Below are 15513 nucleotides of genomic sequence, written 5' to 3'. Positions count from 1 at the left end.
TCACGTGACGACAATCGGTGCCGCAAACGGCAGGACGAGCGAGGTGGGGGCATGACCGACGATCTGACTCGCATGACGGCGCAGACGCTGGCCGGGCAGATCGCATCCGGCCAGGTCAGCGCGGTCGAGGTGGCCCAGGCGCACCTGGACCGGATCGGCGCCGTCGACGGCGACGTCCACGCCTTCCTGCACGTGTCCGGCGAGTCCGCCCTGGCCCAGGCCCGCACGGTCGACGCCGCCCACGCCCGCGGCGAGGCCGGCGCGTCGGCGTTGGCCGGTGTGCCGCTGGCGCTCAAGGACATCCTGGTGCAGAAGGGATCGCCGGCGACCGCCGGATCCAAGATCCTCCAGGGGTGGATCCCGCCGTACAACGCGACGGTCACCGACCGGCTGCTGGACGCGGGCATCGTCATTCTGGGCAAGACCAACCTCGACGAGTTCGCCATGGGCAGCTCGACCGAGAACTCGGCCTACGGCCCGACCCGGAACCCGTGGGACCTGACCCGGATCCCCGGTGGTTCCGGTGGCGGCAGCGCCGCGGCGCTGGCCGCCTTCGAGGCGCCGCTGGCCATCGGCACCGACACCGGCGGCTCCATCCGGCAGCCGGCGTCGGTCACCGGCACGGTCGGCGCCAAGCCGACGTACGGCGGGGTCTCGCGATACGGCGTCATCTCGCTGGCCTCCTCGCTCGACCAGGTCGGCCCCTGCGCGCGGAACGTCATGGACACCGCTCTGCTGCACGAGGTCATCGCCGGGCACGACCCGCGCGACTCGACGTCGATCAACCGTCCGGTACCGAAGGTGGTCGACGCGGTCCGCCGCGGGCAGTCCGACGGTGTGGCCGGGATGAAGATCGGTGTCGTCAAGGAGCTGGGCGGCGAGGGCTACCAGGCCGGCGTCCTGGAGTCGTTCGACGCGGCGGTGGCCGCGCTGACCGACGCCGGCGCCGAGATCGTCGAGGTCTCGTGTCCGCACTTCCGGTACGCCCTGGCCGCCTACTACCTGATCCTGCCCAGCGAGTGCTCGTCCAACCTGGCCCGGTTCGACGCCATGCGGTACGGACTGCGGGTCGGCGACATCGCCGACGGCGGGAACCTGGTCTCGGCCGAGGCCGTGATGGCGGCGACCCGCGGCCAGGGTTTCGGGGCCGAGGTGAAGCGCCGCATCATCCTGGGCACCTACGCGCTGTCGGCCGGGTACTACGACGCCTACTACGGCTCCGCGCAGAAGGTCAGGACGCTGATCCGTCAGGACTTCGAGAAGGCCTACGGGGCGGCCGACGTGCTGATCTCCCCGGCGTCGCCGGTGACGGCGTTCGCGTTGGGGGAGAAGGTGAACGACCCGATGGCCATGTACCTCAACGATCTGGCCACCATCCCCGGTTCGCTGGCCGGCATCCCGGCGATGAGCGTGCCCAGCGGTATCGCGTCCGACACCGGCCTCCCGGTCGGGCTGCAGATCATGGGGCCGACCCTCGGCGAAGAGCCGATGTACCGCGTGGCCGCGGCCTTCGAGCAGATGTACGTGGCGGCCAACGGCCGGACCGTTGCCGATTCCGCGCCCGAACTGGAGGTTTCCGTATGAACGCCCCCGCCCCGGCGCCCGAGGTGGTCACCGGCCTGATGGACTACGACGAGGCGATCGAGCGGTTCGACCCCGTCATGGGACTCGAGGTGCACGTGGAACTCGGCACCGTCACCAAGATGTTCTGCGGGTGCTCGACGGAGTTCGGCGCCGAGCCGAACACGCAGGTGTGCCCGGTCTGCCTGGCCCTGCCGGGGGCGATGCCGACCCTCAACGAGGCGGCCGTCGAGTACGCCATCAAGATCGGTCTGGCCCTCAACTGTCAGATCGCGCCCTGGTGCCGGATGTCGCGGAAGAACTACTTCTACCCCGACATGCCGAAGAACTATCAGATCAGCCAGTATGACGAGCCCATCGCGTTCAACGGATATCTCGACGTCGATGTCGACGGCGAGACCGTCCGGGTGGAGATCGAGCGGGCCCACATGGAGGAGGACACCGGCAAGTCGCTGCACGTCGGCGGATCCACCGGTCGCATCCACGGTGCCGAGTACTCCCTGCTGGACTACAACCGGGCGGGCGTCCCCCTGGTCGAGATCGTCACCAAGCCGATCTTCGGGACCAAGGAGAAGGCGCCGGCGGTGGCCCGGGCCTACGTCGCCGCGTTGCGGGACCTGCTGCTCTCCCTCCACGTCTCCGACGTCCGGATGGACCAGGGGTCGTTGCGGTGTGACGCGAACCTGTCGCTGACGCCGGCCGGCAACCCGGTGATGGGTACCAGGACCGAGACCAAGAACGTGAACTCGCTGCGGTCGGTCGAGCGGGCCGTCCGCTACGAGATCACCCGGCAGGGCGCGCGTCTGGCCGCCGGCCTGCACATCACGCAGGAGACGCGGCACTTCGACGAGTCGACCGGGACCACCAGCCCCGGCCGCTCGAAGGAGACTGCCGAGGACTACCGGTACTTCCCGGAACCCGACCTGGTGCCGATCGCCCCTGATCCGGCGTGGGTGGAGGAGATCCGGGCGACCCTGCCCGAACTTCCCTGGGTCCGCCGGGCGCGGCTGCAGGCCGCGTGGGGTCTGACCGACCTGGAGATGCGCGACCTGCTGGCCGCCGATGCGGTGGATCTGGTCGAGGCGACGGTCCTGGCCGGAGCGGCTCCGGCCGACGCGCGCTCCTGGTGGTCGGCCTATCTGGGTCAGCGGGCGAACGCCCTTGGCGTGTCATTGCGCGTCCTGGCCATCACCCCGGGGCAGTTGGCCCGGGTGATCGCGCTGGTGGCCGAGGGCACCCTCAACGCGAAGATCGCCCGCCAGGTGATCGACGGGGTGCTGGCCGGGGAGGGTGAACCGGATGTCGTCATCGCCGCGCGCGGGTTGGCGGTGGTCTCGGACGACTCGGCCCTGCAGATCGCTATCGACGAGGCCCTGGCCGCGCAGCCCGCGGTGGCCGAACGCATCCGCAGCGGCAACATCAAGGCCGTCGGCGCCATCGTCGGCGCCGTCATGAAGGCCACCCAGGGGCAGGCCGATGCGGGCAAGGTCAACCGGCTGGTCCTGGTGACCCTGGGCGTCGAAGGCTGATCCGCTCTGCGGACGCCGCCGGCGGCGGCGTCCGCCGGCTCAGTCCGGGCCGTTGCCGCCGGAGGCGCCCCCGTCGGGCAGCACGATGACGCGGTCGTCGGCGGCGACGGGCTTGCCGTGGCCGTCCTTGTTGGACGTCGTCATCCACAAGGCGCCCTTGAGGCCGGTCTGCACCGTCAGCAACCGACCGTAGGTGTGGCCGAGCAGGACCCGCGGGCTACCGGAAAATATCCCGGTCGACGACATCGACACTCCGGCCAACTGCTGTTTTCCGAGCGAGGTGTTGGCCAGAACTCCGTCGGACGTCGCGCAGTCGGCGGCGCCGCCGTCGGCCGCCTTCCAGGTCCAGATCGCGTCGCCCGAGCTCAGGGTCGTGTAGTCGGCCCCGGACCGGGCGGCCAGCAGCACATCGGCCGCGGCCCGATGGTCGACCGCCGCCATGACGCCGGTCGGCAGCACACACAGCCCGGTCACCTGGGTGAACCCGGAGGAGAAGATCGGGGAGGTCTTCTTCGGATTGCCGGGCGCGGGCTTGCCGAACTCGTCGATCCGCAGCAGCTTGCCGCCCAGCGACGTCGCGCTCTGCGTCTTCCCGGCGTCACCGGTGCCCACGTACAGCACCCCGTCGGCGTTGAACGCGATCGCGCCGCCGTTGTCCTTGGTGCCCTTGGGGATGCCGGTCAGGATGGCCTTGGGCTGGTCACCGGGGGCGATCCGGATGATCCGGTTGTCGGTCTTGGTGGTGACGTAGGCGTAGATCAGTTCGTCCTCGGCGTAGGACGGCGACACGGCCACACCGAGCAGCCCGCCGCCGCCGCCGGAGTTGAGCCCGGCGATCGTCGTGACCAGGACCGGCTTCTTCCCGGTGGCCACCTTCAGGATCCGGCCGGTCGTCCGTTCACCGACCAGGGCGCTGCCGTCGGCCAGCGGAGCCAGGCCCCAGGGGGCGGACAGGCACGCCGCGACGACGGCCGGGTCGGTCGGCGTGCAGGGATCGGCCGGCTTGGTCGTCGAGGTCGTGGTCTTGCCGGTGGTCGGCGAAGGCGACGACCGCGCCGTGGTGCTGCCATCCGCCGGCTGCGGGACGACCGGCGTCACCTCGGCCGGCGTCAGGCTGGGCTGCGCGGTGAAAGTGGTGCCCGCACCGGAGAAGTTCGCACAGGCGGCCAGCACACAGGTCAGGCTCAGCAGCAGGGCCGACATGCCTCGTCGGCGCAGGGCACGGCGCCGGCCGGAGGTGGCGGGGCGTCGGGGGCGGGCGTCCATCACCGTTCACGGTACGTGGCGACGGGGGCCCCGGGTGACGTATCGACCACGTCGGCCGCCGGCCGGGACGGCGCGCCTCGCCCGACCTGGTGCAGCAGCACGAGGGCGTCGTCGGCTTCGAGATGTCGCAGTCGCGCCTTTCGTTTGGACGACAGCAGCAGGCGGACGCCGGCCAGGCCGACGCGGCGCTGGAACGGGGTCCGGGTCACCTCCAGCAGTTGCACCCGCGAACGTCGGGCGATCACGGTGTGGGTGGCCAGCACTCGTCGCCACCGGAACGTCACCGTGGTGGCATCGAACGACCAGGCGGCATCCATGGCCTGGCCCCAACCGACCAGTAGGGCCAGCGGGACCGGAACGACGGCCAGGTAGGTGCCCCAGCCGGGGAGCCAGTACAGACCGAAGGCGATCGGCGCAGCGCACAGGACCGGCAGGCTGAGATAGCGGCGGCGGGCCCGGCCGGGCACCGGGGTCAACGGCCCCGGGGTCCATCGCAGTTCGGGGAGGGCCCGGCTGACCAGGTCGAGGGCGGCGTCCAGGCGCAGCAACGGGAACAGGCTGCGCTCGGTGTCGTCGGACGTGCTCAGTCCGGCCACCTCGACCTCGAGCGCGCAGTAGCCGAGCATTCGTCGCCACCAGCCCTGGACGATCCGCACCGCCTGCACCCGGTCGACCGGGATGGTCCCGGACCGCTGGGCGATCAGCCCGCGGCTGATGCGTAACCGGTCACCGTCCCGTGCGAGCGAGAACCGGGCCAGCCGCAAGGAGGTGAGGCCGATGCCGGCCAGAACGGCCAGTGCGGCCGCGGCCAGCAACAGCAGGGCCGTGGTGGTGCCCCCGACGAACACTTCGCGCGTGAGCCGGTGAAACGTCCGCTCCGGCAACAGGTCGCGGGCGCGTCCGAAGGTGGCCGCGGCGCCGGCCAGGATCAGCGGAACCGACGTCCCGGTGACCGCGGCGATCAGCAACGTCCGGGTGTCCAGCGCGGCCAGTGTCACGGCCGGGTCCTCCGGGACCGGGGTTTCGGTCACGAGGCCCGGCGGCCGCAGCGCGGTGCGGAGTGCCGCCAGCGCCGGGGCCGACAGGCAGACCAGGTGGACCGACGAGCGGTGATCGTTGCCGGGAGTCTGGACCTTCAGGCCCCACACCCGGAAGATCCGTTGCACCACACCGCGTTCGGCGTCCAACGCGGTGATCCGGTTGATGCCAATGGTGTGCCGGGTCTGGTTGAACAGGCCCGACCTGACCCGCAGGCTGCCGTCCTGCACGGCGTAGGTACGGGCCCACCATTCGCCCAGCGCCCGCAAGGCGATCAGGCCGGCGAGCACGGCGACCGCCCAACCGGGGGCCTTCCAGATGCCGACCGCGATCAGCGGCAGGAGGGTACGGATCGATCGGCCCAGGCTGATCACCAGGTAGGCCGGGTGCAGCCGGCGCTCGGCGATGACGGCGGGGTCAGACGTCATCGGTGAGCCCGGCCAGTTCGCCGAGGCGGGTGCGGATCAGCGCCGCCTCCCCGCCGTCGAGACCTTCGATGACGACGGTCCCGGCCGCCGTGTGGATGTGCAGGTCGGCCAGGCCGAACCGCCGGGCCAGCAGGCCCTGTTCGGTCTTCAGATGCTGGACGCGGCTCATCGGGACGACCGTCCGGGTCTGCACCGGCCATCCATGCTGCAGGTCGATCTCCCGGTCGGACAACGAGTACCAGAGGAACCGGCGCCGCAGTACCGGACGGATCATCGTCCCGATGACGAAGAACCACACGAACAGCCCGCCGACGACGGCCCACCGGATCGGCTCGGTGAACCAGTCGAGGCCGGCCGCGCCCCAGGCGGTGAGACCGACCGACAGCAGACCGAAGGCGGCGGCCCTCACGCGCCAGTAGGCCAGCACCCGCACCGGCAACTGATGCCGGGCGGCCGGGGCGTCGCCGGGCAGCGGGTCGGCCGTACCGTCCGGAGGGATCGACGGGCCGCTCACCCGATCAGGAGTTCTTGTGCTGCCGGGCCGGGACGACGCGGACGGCACCGGTGGACGCCGACGAGGCCATGGAGGCGTAGGCCTGCAACGCCTTGGAGACGACGCGGTCGCGGTTGCGGGGTTCCCAGGGACGCTCGGAGACCTCCATCTTGGCCCGGCGCTCGGCCAGCGCGGCGTCGGAGACGTTGACCCGCAGGACGCGGTGGTCCACGTCGATCTCGATCTCGTCGCCGTCCTCGATCAGTCCGATCGCGCCGCCGGCCCAGGCCTCGGGGGAGATGTGCCCGACCGAGATCCCGGACGATCCGCCGGAGAACCGGCCGTCGGTGATCAGGGCGCAGACCTTGCCCAGGCCAAGGCCCTTCAGGAACGACGTCGGGTGCAGCATCTCCTGCATGCCCGGTCCGCCGGCCGGACCCTCGTAGCGGATGACGACGACGTGGCCCGGCTGCACCTTCTTACCCAGGATCGCCTCGACGGCCTCCTCCTGGGATTCGAGCACGATGGCGGTCCCGGTGAAATGGAACAGGGACGGGTCGATGCCGGCCGTCTTGATGACGGCACCGTCGGCGGCGATGTTGCCGTAGAGCACCTGCAGCCCGCCCTCGACGGTGTAGGCGTTGGCCTTGTCGCGAATGCACCCGTTCGCCGCGTCGGTGTCCAGCGAGTCCCACCGGTTCGCGGTCGAGAACGCCTGCACCGTACGGACTCCGCCCGGAGCGGCGTGGAACAGTTCGAGCGCGGCGGCCGACGGGGCGGCCGAGCGGACGTCCCATTCGGTGAGCCAGGAATCCAGATCGGGGGAGTGGATGGTGTGCACCGTCTCGTCGAGCAGACCGGCCCGGTACAGCTCGCCGAGAATGGCCGGGATGCCGCCGGCGCGGTGCACGTCCTCCATGTGGAAGTCGGAGTTCGGAGCGACCTTGGACAGGCATGGCACCCGCTTGGAGATGTTGTCGATGTCCTCGAGGGTGAAGTCGATCCCGCCCTCGAGTGCGGCGGCCAGGATGTGCAGGACGGTGTTGGTGGAGCCGCCCATAGCGACGTCCAGGGCCATCGCGTTGCCGAACGCCGCCTTGTTGGCGATGTTCCGGGGCAGCACCGACTCGTCGTCGTCGCGGTAGTAGCGCTGGGCCAGCTCGACGATCAGCGAGCCGGCCCGCAGGAACAGATCCTTGCGGGCGACGTGGGTGGCCAGGGTGGATCCGTTGCCGGGCAGGGCCAGTCCGAGCGCCTCGGCCAGGCAGTTCATCGAGTTGGCGGTGAACATGCCCGAGCACGATCCGCAGGTCGGACAGGCCGACCGCTCGACCTCGTCCAGGCCGGCCTGATCCACGCCGGGGGAGGCCGAGGCGGAGATGGCCGTGATCAGATCGGTCGGGGCGTGGGCCACCCCGTCGACCACGACCGCCTTTCCGGCCTCCATCGGGCCGCCGGAGACGAAGACGACCGGGATGTTCAGCCGCAGGGCGGCCATCAGCATGCCGGGGGTGATCTTGTCGCAGTTGGAGATGCACACCAGGGCGTCGGCGGTGTGAGCGTTGACCATGTACTCGACCGAGTCGGCGATCAGATCGCGGCTGGGCAACGAGTAGAGCATGCCCGCGTGGCCCATCGCGATGCCGTCGTCGACGGCGATGGTGTTGAACTCCTTGCTCACCCCGCCGGCCTCCCGCACCGCTCCGGCGACCAGATCCCCCATGTCCTTGAGGTGCACGTGGCCGGGGACGAACTGGGTGTAGGAGTTGGCGATCGCGATGATCGGCTTGCCGAAATCCGAGTCCGTCATGCCGGTGGCCCGCCACAGGGCGCGGGCGCCGGCCATGTTGCGGCCGTGGGTGGACGTCTTGGAACGAAGCGCGGGCATGGCGAACTCCAGCTGGGCGGTGTTTGTCGGACGAGAAGTCGAAGAACCGGAAGTCCGACGTTACTCGTCGGCGGTGGCGCTCCCGGCCGGGGTCGATGTCGGATCGGTGAGGCGCTTGTCGGGCGGTGCGCCGGTGCCGTCCGCGGTCGCCGGGCCGGTCGGCAGAACCGGGGCCAGGTCCTCGGCCATGGGGGCGTCCGGGCCGAGCAGCAGCCGACCGCCGGACACGGCGGCCAGCCGGGGTAGGTCCCGTGGGCGCACCATCGGCAGGCGAAGCCGGCGCCCGTCAAGGGCCACGGCGATCGCCCACCTCGGCCCGTGGAACTCCAGGCCGTCCAGCTCCGACCACGCGATGGTGCGGGCCCCGAGCAGGCCGACCGTGCGGAGCTGCACGGCGTCGGCCACGGTCCGGGTGATGAGGATGTACACCAGACCGATCAACGGGAACAGGTACAGCACCAGCAGGATGTGGTGGGTTCCCGCATTGGCCAGGGGAGTCACCGCGATGAAGAACAGGAACGGGATCAGGAACGAGACACCGGGCAGCCGGAAGACGGCCTTGCGGTTGACGGAGGGGCTGGTCACGGACCCATCGTCCCATCCGTCGAGGAATGGTCGAGCCTGGTCGGCCGGGTCCGGCCCGATGGCGTTTGACAGTGTCGAAGATCGGCCCGTAAGGTCGGGAGCGTGTCTCAGATTCTCGTACTCCGCTAGCGCGTCCGTTCGGTCACCCCGAACCCGACGCGCAACCCCTTGGTCCCCGCTAACCGGTGGACGAGGGGTTTTTTATTGCCCACACCAGGGCGACGGGCGGGCCGCGAGGCCGGCCAATCAGCGGACGATGAAGACACACCCACCCTTTGTGGCCGTTCTCCAGGCCCGATGAGATCGAAGAGGTCTTCCCCATGACCCAGACACCGACGGCCCCCAGCCGGCCGTCGCCGACCGCCTCGCCGGCCGCCGCCCGACCGCAGCCTCCCGTGGAGCACGTGACCGGCGCCAAGTCGGTCGTGCGCAGCCTCGAGGAAGCGGGCGCGGACATCGTCTTCGGCATCCCCGGCGGGGCGGTCCTGCCCGTCTACGACCCGCTGTTCGACTCGAAGCGGGTGCGTCACATCCTGGTCCGTCACGAGCAGGGAGCCGGGCACGCCGCCACCGGGTACGCGCAGGCCTCGGGCAAGGTCGGGGTCTGCATCGCGACCTCCGGCCCCGGCGCCACCAACCTGGTCACCCCGCTGGCCGACGCGCACATGGACTCGGTGCCGCTGGTCGCCATCACCGGTCAGGTGGCCCGGTCACTGATCGGCACCGATGGTTTCCAGGAGGCCGACATCTGCGGCATCACCATGCCGATCACGAAGCACAACTTCATGGTCACCGACGCGGCCGAGATCCCGACCGTCATCGCCCAGGCCTTCTACCTGGCCTCGTCCGGCCGCCCCGGACCGGTCCTGGTCGACATCCCCAAGGACATCCTGCAGGCCGAGACCGTCTTCAAGTGGCCGACCGAGGTGCACCTGCCGGGGTACCGCCCGGCGTCCAAGCCACACTCGGGCCAGATCAACGCGGCGGCCAAGCTGATCGCCGCCGCCCGCCGCCCGGTCTACTACGTCGGCGGCGGGGTGCTCAAGGCGCACGCCACCGAGCAGCTCAAGGTGCTGGCCGAGCTGACCGGCATCCCGGTCGTCACCACGCTGATGGCGCGTGGCGCCTTCCCTGACTCGCACATCCAGCACCTCGGCATGCCCGGCATGCACGGCACCGTGGCCGCGGTCGCCGCCATGCAGCGGTCCGACCTGATCGTGGCCCTCGGGGCCCGGTTCGACGACCGGGTCACCGGTCAGCTGTCCTCGTTCGCGCAGGGCGCCAAGGTGATCCACGCCGACATCGACCCGGCCGAGATCGGGAAGAATCGGCACGCCGACGTCCCGATCGTCGGGGATGCCAAGGAGGTCATCTCCGAGCTGATCGCCGCCGTGTCGATCGAGCAGACCAACGGTGTGGTGGCCGATCTGACCGCATGGTGGGCCGAACTCGACGAGATCCGCGAGACGTTCCCGCTCGGCTACGACTGGCCGGCCGACGGCAGCCTGTCGCCCCAGTACGTGATCGAACGACTGGGCAAGATCAGCGGTCCGGACACCATCTTCGCGGCCGGGGTCGGGCAGCACCAGATGTGGGCGGCGCAGTTCATCTCCTACGAGAAGCCCTACACCTGGCTCAATTCCGGCGGCCTGGGCACCATGGGTTATGCCGTTCCGGCCGCCATGGGCGCCAAGATGGGCGCTCCCGACAAGGTGGTGTGGGCCATCGACGGTGACGGTTGCTTCCAGATGACCAACCAGGAGCTGGCCACCTGCGCCATCGAGGGCATCCCGATCAAGGTCGCCATCATCAACAACGGCAACCTGGGCATGGTCCGGCAGTGGCAGACGCTCTTCTACGGCGAGCGGTACAGCCAGACCGACCTGGGCACCCACAAGTTGCGGATCCCGGACTTCAAGATGCTGGCCGAGGCCTACGGCTGCGTCGGGCTGCGGTGCGAGTCCAAGGAGGACGTCGATCGGACCATCGAAGCTGCGATGGCCATCAACGACCGCCCGGTCGTGGTCGACTTCACCGTCGGTCCGGACGCCCAGGTGTGGCCGATGGTGGCCGCCGGCACCGGCAACGACCACATCATGGCCGCCCGCGGCATCCGGCCGCTGTTCGACGAGGAATGAGGCGACAGTGTCCAGACCGCAGGTCCACTGCCTTCGTCGCCGCATGACGACGTCGGCCACTACCGCACCGTTCGACGAGGAATGATGAGTACACACACCCTTTCGGTGCTGGTCGAGAACAAACCCGGTGTCCTGGCTCGGGTTTCGTCGCTCTTCTCCCGCCGGCAGTTCAACATCCACTCCCTGGCCGTCGGCCCGACCGAGAACCCGGACGTCTCGCGGATGACGATCGTCGTCGCGGTCGAGGGTCTCCCGCTGGAGCAGGTCACCAAGCAGCTCAACAAGCTGATCAACGTGCTCAAGATCGTCGAGCTGTCGGCGTCGGCCTCGGTGCACCGCGAATTGCTGCTGATCAAGCTGCGGGCCGATTCGGCGGTGCGGGCCCAGGTCGTCACCATCGTCGACATGTTCCGCGCCCACGTCATCGACGTCACCCCCGACTCGATGACGATCGAGGCCGCCGGGACCACCGACAAGCTGGAGGCCCTGGTCCGGATGCTCGAGCCGTTCGGCGTCCGTGAGCTGGTGCAGTCCGGCATGGTCGCGCTGGGGCGAGGGGCCAAGTCCATCACTTCCGAACGCCAGCGCGCAGACTAGGGCGCCCACCACTTACCAACCGCCGCGGTCATCCGCCGCGGCGAGTTGGTCAGGTTGCGCGGCCCGTCGAAATACCCGAGTAGGCGGGCCGCGCAGACAATCGACATCGCATCACCCACCCGGACGCCGCATCGGCGCCCACCCATACCGAGCACCATCGATCAGAACCGGGCCCCGGCCCGCGAAAGGAACGTCGATCACCCATGGCAGCCGAGATTTTCTACGAGGACGACGCTGATCTGTCGATCATCCAGGGTCGCAAGGTCGCCGTCATCGGCTACGGCTCGCAGGGCCACGCCCACGCACTGAGCCTCCGCGACTCCGGCGTCGACGTCCGCGTCGGACTGCTGGAAGGCTCCAAGTCCCGCAGCAAGGCCACCGACGAGGGCCTGCGGGTCGTCACGCCGGCCCAGGCCGCGGCCGAGGCCGACCTCATCATGATCCTGACGCCGGACCACATCCAGCGTCACGTCTACGCCGCCGACATCGAACCCAACCTGACCGCCGGCAAGGCGCTCGCGTTCGGGCACGGCTTCAACATCCGCTACGGCTACATCAAGCCGCCGGCCGACGTCGACGTCATCCTGATCGCCCCGAAGGGGCCCGGACACCTGGTCCGCCGTGAGTTCGTCAACGGCAAGGGTGTGCCGGATCTGATCGCCGTCGAGCAGGATTACACCGGTGGCGCCCAGGCACTGGCCCTGTCCTACGCCGCGGCCATCGGTGGCGCCCGCGCGGGCGTCATCAAGACGACCTTCACCGAGGAGACCGAGACCGACCTCTTCGGCGAGCAGGCTGTCCTCTGTGGCGGTGCCTCGCGGTTGATCCAGACCGGCTTCGAGACGCTGACCGCGGCTGGCTACCAGCCGGAGATCGCCTACTTCGAGGTGCTGCACGAGCTCAAGCTGATCGTCGACCTGATGTACGAGGGCGGCATCGCGAAGCAGCGCTGGTCGGTGTCGGACACCGCCGAGTACGGCGACTACGTCTCCGGTCCCCGCGTCATCGACGAGCACGTGGCCAAGAACATGCAGGGCGTGCTGGCCGACATCCAGGACGGCACCTTCGCGGCGCGCTTCATCGCCGACCAGGATGCGGGCGCGCCGGAGTTCAAGAAGTTCCGCGCCGAGCAGGAGGCGCACCCGATCGAGGAGACCGGCCGCAAGCTCCGCGGCCTGATGAGCTGGGTCAAGTCGGACGACGACTACACCGGCACCGCCGCTCGCTGACGGTCCTGACGCCGAACGGCCCGCCTCCCAGACGCTGGGAGGCGGGCCGTTCGGCGTCGTGTCACGTTCCCCGGGTCGAGACCCGGGTCGGGTGGGGTCTAGAACGTCTTGGCGCCCTTGGACCTGAACCAGGCCTTGGAGGCCGGGTTGAGCATGAAGATCAGCATCAGCACGGGGGCGACGATGCCGATGATGCCGGTGCCGTAGAAGCTGCCGCTGGACGTGGCGCTGATGATCAGTTCGACGATCTGCAGCAGGATGAAGACCGCCGCGCCGATCACCAGGATCTGTGCGTTCTTCCCGGTCAGAGCAACCACGCCGCCCCAGATCAGCAGGATGGCCACGACCGCGAGCGCACCGGCGATCGCCTTGAAGGTTCCGCTGTAGCCACTGACGGTGTTGCAGTCGGCCACGGTGGTGGCGTCCGTGGTGGTCAGGGAGTTGCAGTAGGCGGAGGCCGAGGAGACGATGGAGCTGGCGGCCATGATGATCAGGCCACCGATGATGGCGAAGGCGCCCCAGATGAAGGCGAGAACGGCGGCCGCGGTCACCATGCCCGGTCGCCGGGCGGCCATCGGCGCTCCGTAGCCGGCGGGGGCGAAGCCCGGCGCGGCGGGGTAGGCCGGCTGCGCGTACCCCGGCTGCTGACCGTAGGCCGGCGGCTGCTGACCGTACTGCGGCTGCCCGTACCCCGGCGCCGGGGTCGCGCCCGTGTTCGGGTAGGCGCCCGGGGCCGGCTGACCCGGCGGGGGGTAACCCTGGGGCTGGCTCGGCACAGAGCCGTAGGGCGGGGGAGTCGTCACTGTCGTTCCTTTCGGTGGCGGAGAATTCGAGATCACTGTAGGGCCCGCGTGAGCTCCCGCATCGGCGAACGATGAATTCGCCCACAGATCTTTACCAATCGCGGTGCCGGGGCGACGGCGCCGGGCCCTGACGGCCGGACCCGTCCCGACCGGCCCGGTCGACCTCGATACGATGGCCCCCCGGGCGCACCGATGCACCCGAACCGGACGGGCCGATGGGCGGCATCTCGCCGCCTGCCCGAACCCACCGAACGCGGCCAGGGGATCGACTCACGGCCGAGGACAGCAAGACGGAGATGAACAAAGCGTGCCCACTCCCGCCACACCGGTAGTCCTGATCGCCGAGACGCTCGCCCCTTCGGCGATGCAGGCCCTCGGTTCGGACTTCGACATCCGCCACGTCGACGGCGCCGACCGAGCCGCCCTCCTGCCGGCGCTGGCCGACGCCGACGCCGTGCTGATCCGCTCGGCCACCACCATCGACGCCGAGGCACTGGCCGCCGCTCCCCGGCTCAAGGTGATCGCCCGCGCCGGTATCGGGTTGGACAACGTGGACGTTCCGGCGGCCACCGCCCGTGGCGTGCTGGTGGTCAACGCCCCGCAGTCGAACATCATCACGGCCGCCGAACATGCGATCGCCCTGCTGCTGTCGGTGGCCCGCCAGATCCCAGCCGCCCACGCCACCATGGTCGCGGGCGAGTGGAAGCGCAGCAAGTTCATGGGCGTCGAGATCGCCGACAAGACGGTCGGTGTCGTCGGGCTGGGCCGGATCGGCCAGCTGTTCGCGGCCCGGATCGCCGCGTTCGGCACCCACGTCATCGCCTACGACCCGTACCTCCAGCCGGCCCGCGCGGCCGCGCTCGGGGTGACGCTGGTGGACCTGCCGACCCTGCTGCGCGAGGCCGACATCATCTCCATCCACCTGCCCAAGACCCCGGAGACCCTCGGGTTGATCGGGGCGGCCGAGCTGGCCACGGTCAAGCCGAACGTGATCATCATCAACGCGGCCCGCGGCGGTCTGGTCGACGAGCAGGCGCTGGCCGACGCGCTGACGGAGGGCCGGGTCGCCGCAGCAGGTATCGACGTCTACGTCAAGGAACCGGCCGCACCCGACAACCCACTGCGCAGCGCACCGAACATCGTGCTCACCCCGCATCTCGGTGCATCGACCGAAGAAGCACAGGACAAGGCCGGGACGGCGGTCGCCCGCTCGGTGAAGCTCGCCCTGCGAGGCGACTTCGTGCCCGACGCGGTCAACGTCCAGGCGGCCGGTCCGGTGGCCGACGAGGTCCGCCCGTGGATCCCGCTCGCGTCCCGGCTGGGCACCATCCTGACCGCCGTCGCCGGCAGTGTGCCGGCCAAGGTGGTGGTCGAGGTGCGAGGCGACCTGGCCGACTCCGACACCACGATCCTGCAGCTGGCCGCGGTCCGGGGCATCTTCGGGCCGGTGATCACCGAAGCCGTCACCTTCGTCAATGCGCCGGCCCTGGCCGCCGAACACGGCCTGTCCCTGGCCGGGACGAGCACCAAGGAGACCGGCGACTACCGGTCGTCGGTGACCCTGAGAGCGGCGATGTCCGACGGGTCGACCCGCTCGGTCTCCGGGACGCTGTCCGGCGAGAACCAGGTCGCCAAACTGGTGGAGATCAACAACCGGCACTTCGACCTGCGGGCCGAAGGAGACCTGCTGGTCGTCGCCTATGCCGACCGCCCCGGCGTGATGGGCACCGTCGGTCGGCTGCTCGGGGACGCCGGCGTGAACATCCTGGCCGCGCAGATCTCCCAGGAGATCTCCGGACACGCCTCGATCATGGTGCTGCGGGTCGACGGCCTGCCCGACGCGGGCCTGCTGGAGACGATCGGCGCGGCCGTCTCGGCCAGCGCGATCCGCGGGATCGCGGCCGACTGACCGACGTCCGGCGCCGGCCCAGCCGTGGG

General features: G+C 70.1%; 12 protein-coding genes. 6 read left to right on the top strand and 6 right to left on the bottom strand.

Features of this window, described 5'->3' with window-relative positions:
* The first annotated feature begins 51 nt into the window (after nt 1-51).
* Nucleotides 52-1584, top strand: coding sequence for an Asp-tRNA(Asn)/Glu-tRNA(Gln) amidotransferase subunit GatA (gene gatA / locus BLS97_RS01350; RefSeq protein ID WP_090474201.1), 1533 nt, complete (start codon nt 52-54; stop codon nt 1582-1584).
* Nucleotides 1585-1622: 38 nt separating this feature from the next.
* Complete coding sequence (gene gatB / locus BLS97_RS01345) at nt 1623-3110, top strand: Asp-tRNA(Asn)/Glu-tRNA(Gln) amidotransferase subunit GatB (RefSeq protein WP_172832336.1); 1488 nt, start codon at nt 1623-1625, stop codon at nt 3108-3110.
* Between the two features lie 39 nt (nt 3111-3149).
* Here the strand turns inward: gatB and BLS97_RS01340 are convergent, their stop codons facing one another.
* Genes BLS97_RS01340 through BLS97_RS01320 form a run of 5 tightly spaced genes read right to left on the bottom strand, consistent with a single transcriptional unit; the run spans nt 3150 to nt 8808 of the window.
* Nucleotides 3150-4376 carry a PQQ-dependent sugar dehydrogenase gene (locus tag BLS97_RS01340; RefSeq protein WP_090474199.1) on the bottom strand — a complete coding sequence of 409 codons (1227 nt, stop codon included), beginning with the start codon at nt 4374-4376 and terminating at the stop codon, nt 3150-3152.
* Complete coding sequence (locus BLS97_RS01335) at nt 4376-5842, bottom strand: PH domain-containing protein (RefSeq protein WP_090474198.1); 1467 nt, start codon at nt 5840-5842, stop codon at nt 4376-4378. Before BLS97_RS01335 ends, BLS97_RS01340 begins: the two co-directional genes overlap by 1 nt.
* Nucleotides 5832-6356 carry a PH domain-containing protein gene (locus BLS97_RS01330; protein WP_090474197.1) on the bottom strand — a complete coding sequence of 175 codons (525 nt, stop codon included), beginning with the start codon at nt 6354-6356 and terminating at the stop codon, nt 5832-5834. Before BLS97_RS01330 ends, BLS97_RS01335 begins: the two co-directional genes overlap by 11 nt.
* A gap of 4 nt (nt 6357-6360) precedes the next feature.
* A complete protein-coding gene (ilvD, locus tag BLS97_RS01325; protein ID WP_090474196.1) occupies nt 6361-8223 on the bottom strand; it encodes a dihydroxy-acid dehydratase in 1863 nt (620 codons plus the stop codon).
* Between the two features lie 60 nt (nt 8224-8283).
* Entirely contained in the window at nt 8284-8808 is a 525-nt protein-coding gene (locus tag BLS97_RS01320) for a PH domain-containing protein (protein WP_157695104.1), read from the bottom strand.
* Nucleotides 8809-9128: 320 nt separating this feature from the next.
* Between BLS97_RS01320 and BLS97_RS01315 the strand changes: the two genes are divergently transcribed.
* The 3 genes from BLS97_RS01315 to ilvC all read left to right on the top strand — a co-directional run bounded on the left by BLS97_RS01315 (nt 9129) and on the right by ilvC (nt 12772).
* Nucleotides 9129-10946: an acetolactate synthase large subunit gene (locus BLS97_RS01315; RefSeq protein ID WP_090474194.1), complete on the top strand. Its 1818-nt coding sequence runs from the start codon at nt 9129-9131 to the stop codon at nt 10944-10946.
* A gap of 84 nt (nt 10947-11030) precedes the next feature.
* Nucleotides 11031-11543 carry an acetolactate synthase small subunit gene (ilvN, locus tag BLS97_RS01310; protein WP_090481009.1) on the top strand — a complete coding sequence of 171 codons (513 nt, stop codon included), beginning with the start codon at nt 11031-11033 and terminating at the stop codon, nt 11541-11543.
* Nucleotides 11544-11746: 203 nt separating this feature from the next.
* Nucleotides 11747-12772, top strand: a complete 1026-nt coding sequence (gene ilvC / locus BLS97_RS01305) for a ketol-acid reductoisomerase (protein WP_090474193.1) — start codon at nt 11747-11749, stop codon at nt 12770-12772.
* A gap of 98 nt (nt 12773-12870) precedes the next feature.
* Here the strand turns inward: ilvC and BLS97_RS01300 are convergent, their stop codons facing one another.
* Complete coding sequence (locus BLS97_RS01300) at nt 12871-13575, bottom strand: hypothetical protein (RefSeq protein ID WP_157695103.1); 705 nt, start codon at nt 13573-13575, stop codon at nt 12871-12873.
* Between the two features lie 307 nt (nt 13576-13882).
* Between BLS97_RS01300 and serA the strand changes: the two genes are divergently transcribed.
* Entirely contained in the window at nt 13883-15484 is a 1602-nt protein-coding gene (serA, locus tag BLS97_RS01295) for a phosphoglycerate dehydrogenase (RefSeq protein WP_231988294.1), read from the top strand.
* The last annotated feature ends 29 nt before the right edge of the window (nt 15485-15513 follow it).

The sequence above is a fragment of the Nakamurella panacisegetis genome, from assembly GCF_900104535.1.
GTDB lineage: Bacteria > Actinomycetota > Actinomycetes > Mycobacteriales > Nakamurellaceae > Nakamurella > Nakamurella panacisegetis.
Note: the sequence above shows the minus strand (reverse complement) of the source record. Positions and strands in the feature narration are given on the sequence as shown.